This window comes from Citrobacter sp. CK189 (assembly GCF_030333505.1).
GTDB lineage: Bacteria > Pseudomonadota > Gammaproteobacteria > Enterobacterales > Enterobacteriaceae > Citrobacter_B > Citrobacter_B koseri.
Map to the genome: position 1 here is coordinate 80,115 of NZ_JAOWFV010000039.1, position 13,453 is coordinate 93,567.

The following is a 13,453-nucleotide window of genomic DNA, read 5'->3' on the forward strand; positions in this document are numbered from 1 at the left end:
CATGCAAACGAAAAAAAGTGAAATTTGGGTAGGGATCTTCTTGCTGGTTGCGTTGCTGGCGGCGCTGTTTGTTTGCCTGAAAGCGGCCAATGTCACCTCAATGCGCACGGAGCCGACCTACACGATTTATGCGACCTTCGACAATATTGGCGGCCTGAAAGCGCGCTCTCCGGTGCGCATCGGCGGGGTGGTTGTCGGCCGGGTTGCGGATATCTCGCTGGATCCGAAAACCTACCTGCCGCGCGTCACGCTGGATATTGAAGAGCGCTATAACCACATTCCTGACACCAGTTCGCTGAGTATCCGCACCTCTGGCCTGCTGGGGGAGCAATATCTGGCGTTAAACGTCGGGTTTGAAGATCCTGAACTGGGAACGTCTATCCTCAAAGATGGCGACACTATTCAGGACACCAAGTCCGCGATGGTGCTTGAAGACATGATTGGTCAGTTCCTTTACAACAGTAAAGGGGACGACAATAAGAATTCTGGCGATGCGCCAGCGCCAACTGAAGGCAATAATGAAGCGACACCGCCTGCGGGCGCAACAAATTAATCACAGGAGAATCGATGTATGTTTAAGCGATTAATGATGGTAGCGCTGCTGGTCATTGCACCGTTGAGCGCGGCAACCGCGGCGGACCAGACTAACCCGTATAAATTGATGAATGAGGCGGCGCAGAAAACCTTCGATCGTCTGAAAAACGAACAGCCGAAAATCCGTGCCAACCCGGATTACCTGCGCGATGTCGTTGACCAGGAACTGCTGCCGTATGTGCAGGTGAAATATGCGGGTGCGCTGGTACTGGGTCGTTACTACCGGGAGGCGACGCCGGCGCAGCGTGACGCCTATTTCGCGGCGTTCCGTGAATACCTGAAACAGGCTTATGGTCAGGCGCTGGCGATGTACCACGGCCAGACTTACCAGATTGCGCCGGAACAACCGCTGGGCAATGCGACCATCGTGCCGATCCGCGTGACGATCATCGATCCGAATGGCCGTCCTCCGGTTCGACTGGATTTCCAGTGGCGTAAAAACACCCAGACCGGTAACTGGCAGGCTTATGACATGATCGCGGAAGGCGTCAGCATGATCACCACAAAACAGAATGAGTGGAGCGATCTGCTGCGTACCAAAGGCATCGACGGCCTGACCGCGCAGTTGCAGTCAATTTCTCGTCAGAAAATTTCGCTGGAAGAGAAAAAATAATGACGCAGTCACTTAGCTGGACGCGCGAAGGTGACACGCTGGCATTAGCGGGAGAGCTGGACCAGGACGTGCTGAACCCGCTGTGGGATGCGCGCGTTGATGCGATGAAAGGCGTAACCTGCATCGATCTGAGCCAGGTCTCCCGGGTGGATAGCGGTGGTCTGGCGTTACTGGTGCATCTTGTCGATCAGGCGAAGCGACAGGGCAACAGCGTTTCGCTGCAAGGGGTAAACGAGAAGGTTTACACGCTGGCGAAGCTCTATAATTTGCCTGCTGACGTGCTTCCACGTTAATTTTTGTAGGCCGGATAAGGCCTTGTGCCGCCATCCGGAAAAACCCCTAAGCGGGATTTGCCACCAAAGCCTTGCCTGATTTATCAGCTGGGCTTTTTGCTTATTTATGACAGCGCCACTTTGCTCTAAGATGTTGGGCTGTTTTCCCTATTTGACGAATGAAGAGCCCATGGAAAATCATGAAATTCAGAGCGTGCTGATGAGCGCACTCTCCCTCCAGGAAGTCCACGTCTCTGGCGATGGCAGTCACTTTCAGGTTATCGCCGTGGGTGAGATGTTTGACGGCATGAGCCGGGTCAAGAAGCAGCAGTCTGTTTACGGCCCGTTGATGGAGTTTATTGCGGATAACCGTATCCATGCCGTATCGATCAAAGCGTATACCCCAGCGGAATGGGAACGCGATCGCAAACTTAACGGTTTTTGAGCGACGGGCGACACGCCGGTAGCAGATATGAATTCTTAACAGAGAACAGAATAATGGATAAATTTCGTGTACAGGGGCCGACAACGCTCCAGGGCGAAGTCACAATTTCAGGCGCTAAAAATGCCGCATTGCCGATCCTTTTCGCGGCGCTGCTGGCAGAAGAGCCGGTAGAGATCCAGAACGTTCCAAAGCTGAAAGACATCGATACGACGATGAAACTGCTCAGCCAGCTTGGAACGAAAGTGGAACGTAACGGTTCTGTCTGGATCGACGCCAGCCAGGTCAACATCTTCTGCGCGCCTTACGAACTGGTAAAAACCATGCGCGCGTCGATTTGGGCGCTGGGGCCGCTGGTTGCGCGTTTTGGTCAGGGACAGGTTTCTCTGCCAGGCGGCTGCGCCATCGGCGCGCGTCCGGTCGATCTGCACATCACCGGCCTGGAACAACTGGGCGCTGAGATCAAGCTGGAAGAAGGCTATGTGAAGGCGTCTGTTAATGGTCGCCTGAAAGGCGCGCATATCGTGATGGACAAAGTCAGCGTCGGTGCGACGGTGACCATCATGTCTGCGGCAACGCTGGCCGAAGGGACCACCGTGATTGAAAACGCCGCGCGTGAGCCGGAGATCGTCGATACCGCGAACTTCCTGGTGACGCTGGGAGCGAAGATCAGCGGTCAGGGCACCGATCGTATTACCATTGAGGGCGTTGAGCGTCTGGGCGGCGGCGTATACCGTGTTCTGCCCGATCGCATTGAAACCGGCACCTTCCTGGTCGCGGCGGCGATTTCCGGCGGTAAAATCGTCTGCCGTAACGCGCAGCCGGATACGCTGGATGCCGTACTGGCTAAACTGCGTGACGCCGGAGCGGATATTGAAACCGGTGAAGACTGGATCAGCCTGGACATGCATGGCCAGCGTCCGAAAGCTGTGAATGTGCGCACCGCGCCGCACCCGGCTTTCCCGACCGATATGCAGGCGCAGTTCACGCTGCTGAACCTTGTCGCGGAAGGGACGGGTTTCATCACGGAAACCATTTTCGAAAACCGCTTTATGCATGTGCCTGAACTGATCCGTATGGGTGCGCACGCGGAAATCGAGAGCAACACCGTGATTTGCCACGGCGTTGAAAAACTCTCCGGGGCGCAGGTGATGGCGACCGACTTGCGTGCGTCTGCGAGCCTGGTGCTGGCGGGATGCATTGCAGAAGGTACGACGCTGGTTGATCGTATTTATCACATCGATCGTGGCTATGAGCGCATTGAAGACAAACTGCGCGCGCTGGGCGCGAATATTGAGCGTGTGAAAGGCGAGTAATTTTTTCCGCATGCACTGGTAGCCCCTGTTCGGGGGCTACCGTTCAGAGCGTTATCCGTTCCTTACTTCTTTATTTCCCTTTTCGAGCCCGCATCAGACGTGTTCTGTCAATGAACTCATGGGTTTCTGGGTCATGATAGCGCGATGGCCAGATCACCCAGGGTTCTGTACCCAGCGCCTTCGCAATGATGAGCTCTCCTTTCGGCCACGGTCGGGTCAGGGCGTTTGCCAGCGTCGAGGAACTTAATCCATTCTTGCGTGATTCCGCCGCCATAGATGTCCCTTTTTTACGTAATCCGGCAATGATGTCTGCGGGATGCCAGTCAATGAGTTTATTTTCCATTATTCCCTCACTCCTTCGGTCAGTCAGTCGCTTGCGGCCTGGATAATCAGCCTGTGAGAAATACTATACGCCAGGTGATAGTATTGCTCTAATATGTTCCTGTAAAGAGTATGCATATTCATAAAATGTGACAGCATACGTGCGATGGGTAAAGGGTTGGAAAAGAAATGAGTAACTGGAATTTACTGGAACTTAAAGATTCATCCCGCGCAGAGCACGGGATGAGAAGGGCGGGTTAACGATCGCGTTGTACGGCGATGTGCGCCAGACCGATCAGGGCTTCGCGCCACGGCGTATCAGGCAGAATCTGTAGGGCGGCGATGGCTTTATCGGCCTCGTCTTCTGCACGCTGACGCGTCCATTCCAGTGAACCGCAGGCGGTCATGGCTTCCAGAACGGGTTCCAGAAGGTGGCGACCATTGCCTTGTTCAATGGCGGTACGGATCATTTGCGCCTGTTCTGGCGTACCGTTACGCATAGCGTGCAGCAGCGGCAGCGTTGGTTTTCCTTCGTTGAGGTCATCGCCGACATTTTTACCTAACTGCTCGCCATCAGCGCTGTAATCGAGTAAATCGTCAATCAGCTGAAAGGCCGTACCGAGATAACGACCATAATCCTGCAACCCTTTTTCCTGCTCAGGAGTGCAGCCTGCAAGAATACCGGAACACTGCGCCGCAGCTTCAAACAGGCGCGCCGTTTTGCTGTAAATCACGCGCATGTAATTTTCTTCGGTGATGTCCGGGTCGTTGACGTTCATCAGTTGCAGCACTTCGCCTTCGGCGATGACGTTCACCGCTTCTGACATTACCTCCAGCACTTTCAGCGAGCCAAGGCTGGTCATCATCTGGAACGCGCGGGTGTAGATAAAATCACCGACCAGGACGCTGGCGGCGTTGCCAAATGCCGCATTCGCCGTTGCCTTCCCACGACGCATATCGGATTCATCCACAACATCGTCGTGTAGCAGGGTGGCGGTGTGGATAAACTCGATTAAGGCAGCGATCGTGACGTGCGCATTTTCCTGATAACCAACGGCGCGCGCAGCGAGTACGGCAATCATCGGGCGGATACGTTTTCCGCCGCCGCTAACGATGTAATACCCTAACTGATTGATCAGTTGGACGTCGGAATTGAGCTGTTCAAGGATTGTCGCATTGACACCCGCCATATCTTGCGCGGTTAACTCATTGATTTTTTCTAAATTCATCGCAAAAGCCGGGCTTATCGCCCCGATTAACTCATCATGGGATGAGATAACTAAGGGTTTAGGGTTAGGAATATATGCTGATTGTACTGAAAAAACGGCGCAGATAAACGTTACCGTACACGTTGTGTTTTTTTTCTTCATGTATTGACGGTAGCACTTGTCAAAGGCTCGCGTTTTGCGTAATATTCGCGCCCTATTGTGAATATTTATAGCGCACTCTGAATCATTGAAAAGGCGTGCGCGGAAGCGGAGTTTTTTATGTACGCGGTTTTCCAAAGTGGTGGTAAACAACACCGAGTAAGCGAAGGTCAGACCGTTCGCCTGGAAAAGCTGGACATCGCAACTGGCGAAACTATTGAGTTCGCTGAAGTTCTGATGATCGCAAACGGTGAAGAAGTCAAAATCGGCGTTCCTTTCGTTGATGGCGGCGTAATCAAAGCTGAAGTTGTTGCTCACGGTCGTGGCGAGAAAGTTAAAATCGTTAAGTTTCGTCGTCGTAAACACTATCGTAAGCAGCAAGGCCACCGTCAGTGGTTCACTGATGTGAAAATTACTGGCATCAGCGCCTAAGACCTGAGGAGAGATTTAAATGGCACATAAAAAGGCTGGCGGCTCAACTCGTAACGGTCGCGATTCAGAAGCTAAACGCCTGGGCGTTAAGCGTTTCGGTGGCGAAACCGTTCTGGCGGGTAGCATCATCGTTCGTCAACGTGGCACCAAATTCCACGCTGGCACTAACGTAGGTTGCGGTCGTGACCACACTCTGTTTGCTAAAGCAGACGGTAAAGTGAAATTCGAAGTTAAAGGCCCGAACAACCGTAAATACATCAGCATCGTTGCTGAGTAAGTTCTTCGTGGTCCGGTAACGGATTAAAGCCCCGCAACGTGTTGCGGGGCTTTTTACATTGAAAACCCGGAAAATTTTCTTGTAGGGAAAACGGGCATGAAGCAGCAGGCTGGCATTGGCATCCTTTTAGCACTCACCACTGCAATGTGTTGGGGCGCCTTGCCAATTGCAATGAAGCAGGTGCTGGAGGTGATGGAACCTCCGACCATTGTCTTCTATCGCTTTTTAATGGCGAGTATCGGCCTCGGCGCGATCCTGGCAGTTAAAAGAAAGCTCCCGCCATTGCGTATTTTTCGCAAACCGCGCTGGCTGGTGTTGCTGGCGATTGCAACAGGTGGACTTTTCGGGAATTTCATCCTGTTCAGCTCTTCTCTGCAATATTTGAGTCCGACGGCATCGCAGGTTATCGGTCAGCTGTCACCGGTTGGCATGATGGTCGCCAGCGTCTTTATTTTGAAAGAAAAGATGCGCGGCACGCAGGTGATTGGCGCGCTCATGCTGCTTTGTGGGCTGGTGATGTTCTTTAATACCAGTCTGGTCGAGATTTTTACCAAACTGACTGATTACACCTGGGGTGTGATCTTTGGGGTCGGTGCGGCGACGGTCTGGGTGAGTTATGGCGTCGCGCAAAAGGTGTTATTGCGTCGTCTGGCCTCACAGCAGATCCTGTTTTTACTGTACACTTTATGTACGATTGCGTTATTGCCGCTGGCGAAGCCGGGGGTTATCTCGCAGTTAAGCGACTGGCAGCTCGCGTGTTTGATTTTCTGTGGGCTGAATACGCTGGTAGGATATGGCGCCCTGGCGGAAGCGATGGCGCGTTGGCAGGCAGCGCAGGTGAGTGCGTTAATCACGCTCACTCCGCTGTTTACGCTGTTATTTTCAGATCTATTATCTATGGCCTGGCCCGATTTCTTCGCCAGACCGATGTTAAACCTTTTAGGTTATCTCGGTGCGTTTGTCGTGGTTGCGGGCGCGATGTATTCCGCCATTGGTCATCGTATTTGGGGCGGTTTACGCAAGCATGAAACGGTGGTTTCGCAACCCCGCTCAGGCGAATGATTTACGGAGAGTAAAATGAAGTTTGTTGATGAAGCATCGATTCTGGTCGTTGCTGGCGATGGCGGTAATGGTTGCGTGAGCTTCCGCCGCGAAAAATACATCCCGAAAGGCGGCCCGGATGGCGGTGATGGCGGCGATGGCGGCGACGTCTGGCTGGAAGCCGACGAAAACCTGAACACGCTGATCGATTACCGCTTTGAAAAATCGTTCCGCGCTGAACGTGGTCAGAATGGCGCAAGCCGTGACTGCACCGGTAAACGTGGGAAAGATGTCACGATCAAAGTGCCTGTCGGTACGCGTGTTATCGATCAGGGCACCGGCGAAACCATGGGCGATATGACCAAACACGGTCAGCGTCTGATGGTTGCCAAAGGCGGCTGGCACGGCCTGGGCAATACCCGCTTTAAGTCCTCTGTTAACCGTACTCCGCGTCAGAAAACGATGGGTACGCCGGGCGATAAGCGCGATTTGATGCTGGAGCTGATGCTGCTGGCGGACGTGGGTATGCTGGGTATGCCAAACGCCGGTAAATCAACCTTTATCCGCGCGGTATCTGCGGCAAAACCGAAAGTGGCGGACTATCCGTTTACCACTCTGGTGCCGAGCCTTGGCGTTGTGCGTATGGACAACGAAAAGAGCTTTGTGGTTGCCGATATTCCGGGGCTGATTGAAGGCGCGGCGGAAGGCGCGGGTCTGGGGATTCGCTTCCTGAAGCACCTGGAACGTTGCCGCGTACTGCTGCACCTTATTGATATCGATCCGATCGACGGTTCCGATCCGGTGGAAAACGCCCGTATCATTATCGGCGAACTGGAAAAATACAGTCAGGATCTGGCTGCTAAGCCGCGCTGGTTAGTGTTCAACAAAATTGATTTGCTGGACCAGGCCGAAGCGGAAGAAAAAGCGAGAGCTATCGCGCAGGCGCTGGGCTGGGAAGATAAGTACTACATGATTTCCGCTGCCAGCCAGACTGGCGTGAAAGATCTTTGCTGGGATGTGATGACCTTTATCATTGAGAACCCCATCGTTCAGGCTGATGAAGCGAAGCAGCCGGAGAAAGTGGAGTTCATGTGGGACGATTATCACCGTCAGCAGCTCGCTGAAGTCGAAGATGAAGCAGAAGATGACTGGGATGACGACTGGGACGAAGACGACGAAGAAGGCGTCGAGTTCATCTACAAACGTTAATCTGGTTCAAATGCCCGGTGGCGCTTACGCTTACCGGGCCTACGGATAGTAGGCCGGATAAGCGTCAGCGCCATCCGGCACTATCCTCACCTAGTTGTTCTGATAAAGATCTTTGTACAACCGGCTTTCAAAACGTACTAACGGAATTCGACGATTGCGCTGGTCAGCTGGCGTAACGGCATACCCGGAAAGATACTGAACAAACGCCATCCGTTGCCCACTTGCCGTTGTAATAAATCCCGCCAGATTATAGACCCCTTGCAGCGAGCCTGTTTTCGCCGAAACTTTACCATCAACCCCAGCCTGATGCAGACCCGCACGGTATTGCAGAGAGCCGTCATATCCCGCCAGCGGCAGCATGGAGATAAAGTTCAGCTCGTTGTCGTGTTGGGCGATGTATTGCAGCACCTGCATCATGGTGGCCGGGGAAATTAGGTTGTGGCGAGAAAGGCCCGAACCGTCAGCGATGATGGTGTTGCCAATATCAACGCCAGCCTGCTGACGCAGGATCTGGCGCACGGCATCGGATCCCGCCCGCCATGTGCCGGGAACGTTGAAGCGTGCGTGGCCGATCATGCGAAAGACGGTATCGGCAATCATGTTGTCCGATTTTTTCAGCATAATCTTAAGCAAATCATGCAGCGGCGCAGACTGCTTGCTGGCAACCACCGTTCCGGGTTCGTTGACCTGCGTCTGGCGTAACAGCGTACCGCTGTAGGTAATACCTGCTTGTTTTAACTCGTCTTTCAGGATCGCTCCGGCATAGCTGGCGCCGTCCTGAATGGCGAAGGCCAGCGGTAACGGTTCGGCGCGCTGCGGCAGACAGCCTGTCAGCGTGAAGCGGTTTAAATCCCCAGGAACGACATCCAGCTCACAGTATTGCGCTTCCGCAGAGCCGCGTGGGAGAGTGCGAACCTGACTGAACATGGTCACCGGGTAATAGGACGCCACGCGAATATACGCTAAGTCATTCGGTTTTTGCGCGCTGTAGAGGGAGATGGAAAAGCAGTTGCGATCGACAATGGCGGCTGCGGGGGGGGCGCTAAAACATTGCGTCATGTCATTCCAGGGCCAGCCTGGCGCTTTATCATGGCTGGCGAAAATGGAGGTGTCGATGAGCACATTTCCCGCAATTTGCGTCACGCCGGATTTTTTCAGCGTCGCGACCATATTGCGAATATCCTGGCGTTTTAGCGTCGGATCGGCACCAAATCGCGCCACTAAGTCCCCTTTTAAGACGCCATTGTCCACGTTGCCTTTTGTCTCCAGCGTGGTGGTAAAACGAAAATCGGGGCCGAGCTGAATCAATGCCGCGAGGGCCGTGATCACTTTTTGCGTACTGGCGGGCAGCGCCATCTGCTGGCTATGGTAATCAATCGCGGGCGTGGACGCGCCGACCTTCTGAGCCATGAAAGCAAGGTTGGCCCCATCAGGGAGCTGATTGATGTATTCATCAACATTCGCGGCCTGGACGCTGAACGCTATACTGGTGGTCAATCCGATGATAAATCTGGAAAATCGCATAATCTCGCGCTAACAACCTGGAAACAAGCCGTCATACTACGGCGCAATGCCCTGGAAAGTAAACGATGACCCATAGGGAACTCCAGGGTAAAATACGTATCAAATTGAGAATTGTAGCTGACCTGGGGCTTTGTACCCGGGTCGGTATTTTTTTGCTTCTGGCTTTGGTAGAACGCATACCGGAGCAGGCTTAGCAGCCGAGGCGGGGTCAATCACCCCCTACAGGAATGTTCAAGAGGTATAACAAATGCAAGCTATTCCGATGACTTTACGTGGTGCCGAAAAACTGCGCGAAGAGCTGGATTTTCTGAAATCTGTGCGCCGTCCTGAAATCATCGCCGCTATCGCGGAAGCGCGTGAGCATGGCGACCTGAAAGAGAACGCCGAGTATCACGCTGCGCGTGAACAGCAGGGTTTCTGCGAAGGACGTATCAAGGATATCGAGGCGAAGCTGTCGAATGCGCAGGTGATCGACGTGACGAAGATGCCGAACAACGGACGTGTTGTTTTCGGCGCAACGGTAACTGTTCTGAATCTCGATAACGATGAAGAGCAGACCTGGCGTATTGTCGGCGATGACGAAGCGGATTTTAAACAGAACCTGATTTCCGTGAATTCACCTATCGCGCGCGGCCTGGTTGGCAAAGAGCAGGATGACGTCGTGAGCATCAAAACGCCTGGCGGCGAAGTGGAATACGAAGTGATTAAGGTGGAATACCTGTAAGAATTACCCAATACTCAAGATGTTGATGTATTGTAAAGAAAGGAAAAAGGCCGCTATGCGGCCTTTTATCAACGAAGAGAGCGTGGCATTTTGCTCTCCTGCTTGCGGAAAACCCCTCGTTTTACACAGATTTTGTGTTCGACTTTAGGATATTCTTAGCGTGGCAGCGAGATTTTACGTTCTTTAGTTGGGCGATAAAGTACCAGCGTTTTACCGATGACCTGTACGTTACAGGCGCCGGTTTCGCGTACGATAGCTTCCACGATCAAGGTTTTGGTTTCGCGATCTTCCGAGGCGATCTTCACCTTGATAAGTTCATGGTGCTCTAACGCTTGTTCAATCTCGGCCAGTACCCCTTCGGTCAAACCATTGTTGCCAAGCATAACTACCGGCTTGAGCGGATGTGCCAGACCTTTCAGGTGCTGTTTTTGTTTAGTACTCAGATTCATCGTATATTTTTGCTTACGTTGGGATTGAAAACGGGTCATTCTACCGCCATCTCCCATATATCACCAAATGAGCGCGTAAAAATTTACGCTACGGGTAACGATGAATTGCCCCGATGGGAAAGTTAAATGACAGGTAAAAAGCGTTCTGCCAGCTCGAGTCGCTGGCTTCAGGAACACTTTAGCGATAAATATGTTCAACAGGCGCAGAAAAAGGGGTTACGTTCCCGTGCCTGGTTTAAACTTGATGAAATACAGCAAAGTGACAAACTTTTTAAGCCGGGGATGACAGTTGTCGACCTCGGTGCTGCGCCAGGAGGCTGGTCACAGTATGTGGTCACGCAGATTGGCGGCAAAGGCCGTATCATCGCTTGCGATCTTTTACCTATGGATCCTATCGTTGGTGTGGACTTTCTTCAGGGCGATTTTCGTGATGAACTTGTTATGAAAGCGCTGCTGGAACGCGTGGGTGACAGTAAAGTACAAGTTGTCATGTCAGATATGGCACCAAACATGAGCGGAACACCGGCGGTGGATATCCCCCGCGCCATGTATCTGGTGGAACTGGCGTTAGAAATGTGTCGTGATGTGCTGGCGCCAGGTGGAAGTTTTGTAGTGAAGGTGTTCCAGGGCGAAGGTTTCGATGAGTACCTAAGGGAAATTCGCTCCCTGTTTACGAAGGTTAAAGTTCGTAAGCCGGACTCTTCGCGTGCGCGTTCACGCGAAGTGTATATTGTAGCGACCGGGCGAAAACCATAACCGGGGGATTTCAGACGAAAGTTTGAAAGAAGCTGGATATAGAGTATCCTGACGCTGTTTTTAACACAGTTGTAATAAGAGGTTAATCCCTTGAGTGACATGGCGAAAAACCTAATACTCTGGCTGGTCATTGCCGTTGTGCTGATGTCAGTATTCCAGAGCTTTGGGCCCAGCGAGTCTAATGGCCGTAAGGTGGATTACTCTACCTTCCTGCAAGAGGTCAACCAGGACCAGGTTCGTGAAGCGCGTATCAACGGACGTGAGATCAACGTTACCAAGAAAGATAGTAACCGTTACACGACCTACATTCCGGTTAACGATCCGAAGCTGCTTGATAACCTGCTGACCAAAAACGTCAAGGTTGTTGGCGAACCACCTGAAGAGCCGAGCCTGCTGGCTTCAATCTTTATTTCCTGGTTCCCGATGCTGTTGCTGATCGGCGTCTGGATCTTCTTCATGCGTCAGATGCAGGGCGGCGGTGGCAAAGGCGCCATGTCGTTCGGTAAGAGTAAAGCGCGCATGCTGACGGAAGATCAGATCAAAACCACTTTTGCCGATGTCGCAGGTTGTGACGAAGCGAAAGAAGAAGTGGCTGAGCTGGTCGAGTATCTGCGTGAACCAAGCCGCTTCCAGAAGCTGGGCGGTAAAATCCCGAAAGGCGTCCTGATGGTCGGCCCTCCGGGTACGGGTAAAACCCTGCTGGCAAAAGCTATCGCAGGCGAAGCGAAAGTCCCGTTCTTTACGATTTCCGGTTCTGACTTTGTCGAAATGTTCGTCGGTGTTGGCGCATCTCGTGTGCGTGACATGTTCGAGCAGGCTAAGAAAGCGGCGCCGTGCATTATCTTCATCGATGAAATCGACGCCGTAGGCCGCCAGCGTGGCGCGGGTCTGGGCGGCGGTCATGATGAACGTGAACAGACATTGAACCAGATGCTGGTTGAAATGGACGGCTTCGAAGGTAACGAAGGTATCATCGTTATCGCGGCGACTAACCGTCCAGACGTACTTGACCCTGCGCTGCTGCGTCCTGGCCGTTTCGACCGTCAGGTCGTGGTAGGTCTGCCAGACGTGCGTGGTCGTGAGCAGATCCTGAAAGTGCATATGCGTCGCGTACCGCTGGCGCCGGATATCGATGCGGCAATCATCGCACGCGGCACGCCAGGCTTCTCTGGCGCCGATCTGGCGAACCTTGTGAACGAAGCGGCGCTGTTTGCTGCCCGTGGCAACAAGCGTGTGGTATCCATGGTTGAGTTCGAGAAAGCGAAAGACAAAATCATGATGGGTGCGGAACGCCGCTCCATGGTGATGACGGAAGCGCAGAAAGAATCTACCGCTTACCACGAAGCAGGCCATGCGATTATTGGTCGCCTTGTTCCTGAGCACGATCCGGTGCATAAAGTGACGATTATTCCGCGCGGTCGTGCGCTGGGTGTGACCTTCTTCCTGCCTGAAGGCGACGCGATTAGCGCCAGCCGTCAGAAACTGGAAAGCCAGATCTCCACGCTGTACGGCGGTCGTCTGGCGGAAGAGATCATCTATGGCGTAGAGCATGTTTCTACCGGTGCGTCGAACGACATTAAAGTCGCGACTAACCTGGCGCGTAACATGGTCACCCAGTGGGGCTTCTCCGATAAGCTCGGTCCGCTGCTGTATGCAGAGGAAGAGGGTGAAGTGTTCCTGGGGCGTAGCGTTGCGAAAGCCAAACACATGTCTGATGAAACCGCGCGTATCATCGACCAGGAAGTGAAAGCGCTGATTGAACGTAACTACAATCGTGCTCGTCAGATCCTGAATGACAATATGGACATCCTGCATGCAATGAAAGATGCGCTCATGAAGTATGAGACCATCGATGCGCCGCAGATTGATGACCTGATGGCGCGCCGCGAAGTTCGCCCGCCAGCTGGCTGGGAAGATCCGAACGGCACCAACAACTCTGACAACAATGGCACGCCTCGTGCGCCGCGCCCGGTTGATGAACCGCGTACGCCGAACCCAGGCAACACCATGTCAGAGCAGTTAGGCGACAAATAAGTTATCTGTTATTGATGACTCTGCTTCACCGAAACCCTGGGGCTTGCTCCGGGGTTTTTTATATTTGAAATAACATCAGAAG

The 13,453-nt window shown here is 53.1% G+C and carries 16 protein-coding genes; 12 read left to right on the forward strand and 4 right to left on the reverse strand.

Going from position 1 to position 13,453, the window contains the following annotated elements; translation table 11 throughout:
• The first annotated feature begins 1 nt into the window (after position 1).
• The 5 genes from mlaD (at position 2) to murA (ending at position 3,237) form a co-directional block, all read left to right on the forward strand.
• Positions 2-553, forward strand: a complete 552-nt coding sequence (mlaD, locus tag OGV83_RS16055; protein WP_012135326.1) for an outer membrane lipid asymmetry maintenance protein MlaD — start codon at positions 2-4, stop codon at positions 551-553.
• A gap of 18 nt (positions 554-571) precedes the next feature.
• Entirely contained in the window at positions 572-1,207 is a 636-nt protein-coding gene (gene mlaC, locus OGV83_RS16060) for a phospholipid-binding protein MlaC (RefSeq protein ID WP_012135325.1), read from the forward strand.
• Positions 1,207-1,500 carry a lipid asymmetry maintenance protein MlaB gene (gene mlaB / locus OGV83_RS16065; protein ID WP_112001517.1) on the forward strand — a complete coding sequence of 98 codons (294 nt, stop codon included), beginning with the start codon at positions 1,207-1,209 and terminating at the stop codon, positions 1,498-1,500. The genes mlaC and mlaB overlap by 1 nt, the downstream gene beginning before the upstream one ends.
• Before the next feature lie 169 nt (positions 1,501-1,669).
• Complete coding sequence (gene ibaG, locus OGV83_RS16070) at positions 1,670-1,924, forward strand: BolA family iron metabolism protein IbaG (RefSeq protein WP_024130986.1); 255 nt, start codon at positions 1,670-1,672, stop codon at positions 1,922-1,924.
• Positions 1,925-1,977: 53 nt separating this feature from the next.
• Positions 1,978-3,237, forward strand: coding sequence for a UDP-N-acetylglucosamine 1-carboxyvinyltransferase (gene murA, locus OGV83_RS16075; protein WP_012135322.1), 1,260 nt, complete (start codon positions 1,978-1,980; stop codon positions 3,235-3,237).
• Between the two features lie 70 nt (positions 3,238-3,307).
• Here the strand turns inward: murA and sfsB are convergent, their stop codons facing one another.
• Together sfsB and ispB are read right to left on the reverse strand one after the other, a co-directional pair.
• Positions 3,308-3,580 (reverse strand): DNA-binding transcriptional regulator SfsB, encoded by a 273-nt coding sequence (gene sfsB / locus OGV83_RS16080; protein WP_012135321.1) that lies wholly within the window; start codon positions 3,578-3,580, stop codon positions 3,308-3,310.
• Between the two features lie 235 nt (positions 3,581-3,815).
• Positions 3,816-4,787 carry an octaprenyl diphosphate synthase gene (gene ispB, locus OGV83_RS16085; protein WP_047460989.1) on the reverse strand — a complete coding sequence of 324 codons (972 nt, stop codon included), beginning with the start codon at positions 4,785-4,787 and terminating at the stop codon, positions 3,816-3,818.
• 258 nt (positions 4,788-5,045) lie between these two features.
• Between ispB and rplU the strand changes: the two genes are divergently transcribed.
• The 4 genes from rplU (at position 5,046) to cgtA (ending at position 7,884) form a co-directional block, all read left to right on the forward strand.
• The gene (gene rplU / locus OGV83_RS16090; RefSeq protein ID WP_000271396.1) at positions 5,046-5,357 is read left to right on the forward strand and encodes a 50S ribosomal protein L21; all 312 of its coding nucleotides are present in this window, start codon (positions 5,046-5,048) and stop codon (positions 5,355-5,357) included.
• A 19-nt stretch (positions 5,358-5,376) separates the two neighbouring features.
• A complete protein-coding gene (gene rpmA, locus OGV83_RS16095) occupies positions 5,377-5,634 on the forward strand; it encodes a 50S ribosomal protein L27 (RefSeq protein ID WP_012135319.1) in 258 nt (85 codons plus the stop codon).
• 96 nt (positions 5,635-5,730) lie between these two features.
• Positions 5,731-6,696 carry a DMT family transporter gene (locus tag OGV83_RS16100; protein ID WP_012135318.1) on the forward strand — a complete coding sequence of 322 codons (966 nt, stop codon included), beginning with the start codon at positions 5,731-5,733 and terminating at the stop codon, positions 6,694-6,696.
• Positions 6,697-6,711: 15 nt separating this feature from the next.
• Positions 6,712-7,884, forward strand: a complete 1,173-nt coding sequence (gene cgtA, locus OGV83_RS16105; protein WP_071257749.1) for an Obg family GTPase CgtA — start codon at positions 6,712-6,714, stop codon at positions 7,882-7,884.
• Positions 7,885-7,974: 90 nt separating this feature from the next.
• Here cgtA and dacB read toward each other — a convergent pair whose 3' ends face one another.
• Positions 7,975-9,408 carry a serine-type D-Ala-D-Ala carboxypeptidase gene (dacB, locus tag OGV83_RS16110; RefSeq protein ID WP_275055506.1) on the reverse strand — a complete coding sequence of 478 codons (1,434 nt, stop codon included), beginning with the start codon at positions 9,406-9,408 and terminating at the stop codon, positions 7,975-7,977.
• Positions 9,409-9,655: 247 nt separating this feature from the next.
• Between dacB and greA the strand changes: the two genes are divergently transcribed.
• Complete coding sequence (greA, locus tag OGV83_RS16115; RefSeq protein ID WP_286464076.1) at positions 9,656-10,132, forward strand: transcription elongation factor GreA; 477 nt, start codon at positions 9,656-9,658, stop codon at positions 10,130-10,132.
• Between the two features lie 155 nt (positions 10,133-10,287).
• On the opposite strand, the gene yhbY is transcribed toward greA, so the two are convergent.
• Positions 10,288-10,581 carry a ribosome assembly RNA-binding protein YhbY gene (yhbY, locus tag OGV83_RS16120; RefSeq protein ID WP_004139797.1) on the reverse strand — a complete coding sequence of 98 codons (294 nt, stop codon included), beginning with the start codon at positions 10,579-10,581 and terminating at the stop codon, positions 10,288-10,290.
• A 126-nt stretch (positions 10,582-10,707) separates the two neighbouring features.
• Between yhbY and rlmE the strand changes: the two genes are divergently transcribed.
• Together rlmE and ftsH are read left to right on the forward strand one after the other, a co-directional pair.
• Positions 10,708-11,337, forward strand: a complete 630-nt coding sequence (gene rlmE / locus OGV83_RS16125; RefSeq protein WP_000145975.1) for a 23S rRNA (uridine(2552)-2'-O)-methyltransferase RlmE — start codon at positions 10,708-10,710, stop codon at positions 11,335-11,337.
• A 99-nt stretch (positions 11,338-11,436) separates the two neighbouring features.
• Positions 11,437-13,371, forward strand: a complete 1,935-nt coding sequence (gene ftsH / locus OGV83_RS16130; protein WP_012135310.1) for an ATP-dependent zinc metalloprotease FtsH — start codon at positions 11,437-11,439, stop codon at positions 13,369-13,371.
• Positions 13,372-13,453: the final 82 nt, after the last annotated feature.

Excerpts from the sequence above, each read along its gene's own strand:
- OGV83_RS16100 (WP_012135318.1), top strand. The coding sequence starts at position 5,731 with ATGAAGCAGCAGGCTGGCATTGGCATCCTTTTAGCACTCACCACTGCA.
- rplU (WP_000271396.1), top strand. The coding sequence starts at position 5,046 with ATGTACGCGGTTTTCCAAAGTGGTGGTAAACAACACCGAGTAAGCGAA.
- rlmE (WP_000145975.1), top strand. The coding sequence starts at position 10,708 with ATGACAGGTAAAAAGCGTTCTGCCAGCTCGAGTCGCTGGCTTCAGGAA.
- murA (WP_012135322.1), top strand. The coding sequence starts at position 1,978 with ATGGATAAATTTCGTGTACAGGGGCCGACAACGCTCCAGGGCGAAGTC.
- sfsB (WP_012135321.1), bottom strand. The coding sequence starts at position 3,580 with ATGGAAAATAAACTCATTGACTGGCATCCCGCAGACATCATTGCCGGA.
- rpmA (WP_012135319.1), top strand. The coding sequence starts at position 5,377 with ATGGCACATAAAAAGGCTGGCGGCTCAACTCGTAACGGTCGCGATTCA.
- ispB (WP_047460989.1), bottom strand. The coding sequence starts at position 4,787 with ATGAATTTAGAAAAAATCAATGAGTTAACCGCGCAAGATATGGCGGGT.
- cgtA (WP_071257749.1), top strand. The coding sequence starts at position 6,712 with ATGAAGTTTGTTGATGAAGCATCGATTCTGGTCGTTGCTGGCGATGGC.
- mlaB (WP_112001517.1), top strand. The coding sequence starts at position 1,207 with ATGACGCAGTCACTTAGCTGGACGCGCGAAGGTGACACGCTGGCATTA.
- yhbY (WP_004139797.1), bottom strand. The coding sequence starts at position 10,581 with ATGAATCTGAGTACTAAACAAAAACAGCACCTGAAAGGTCTGGCACAT.
- mlaC (WP_012135325.1), top strand. The coding sequence starts at position 572 with ATGTTTAAGCGATTAATGATGGTAGCGCTGCTGGTCATTGCACCGTTG.
- mlaD (WP_012135326.1), top strand. The coding sequence starts at position 2 with ATGCAAACGAAAAAAAGTGAAATTTGGGTAGGGATCTTCTTGCTGGTT.
- ftsH (WP_012135310.1), top strand. The coding sequence starts at position 11,437 with ATGGCGAAAAACCTAATACTCTGGCTGGTCATTGCCGTTGTGCTGATG.
- ibaG (WP_024130986.1), top strand. The coding sequence starts at position 1,670 with ATGGAAAATCATGAAATTCAGAGCGTGCTGATGAGCGCACTCTCCCTC.
- greA (WP_286464076.1), top strand. The coding sequence starts at position 9,656 with ATGCAAGCTATTCCGATGACTTTACGTGGTGCCGAAAAACTGCGCGAA.
- dacB (WP_275055506.1), bottom strand. The coding sequence starts at position 9,408 with ATGCGATTTTCCAGATTTATCATCGGATTGACCACCAGTATAGCGTTC.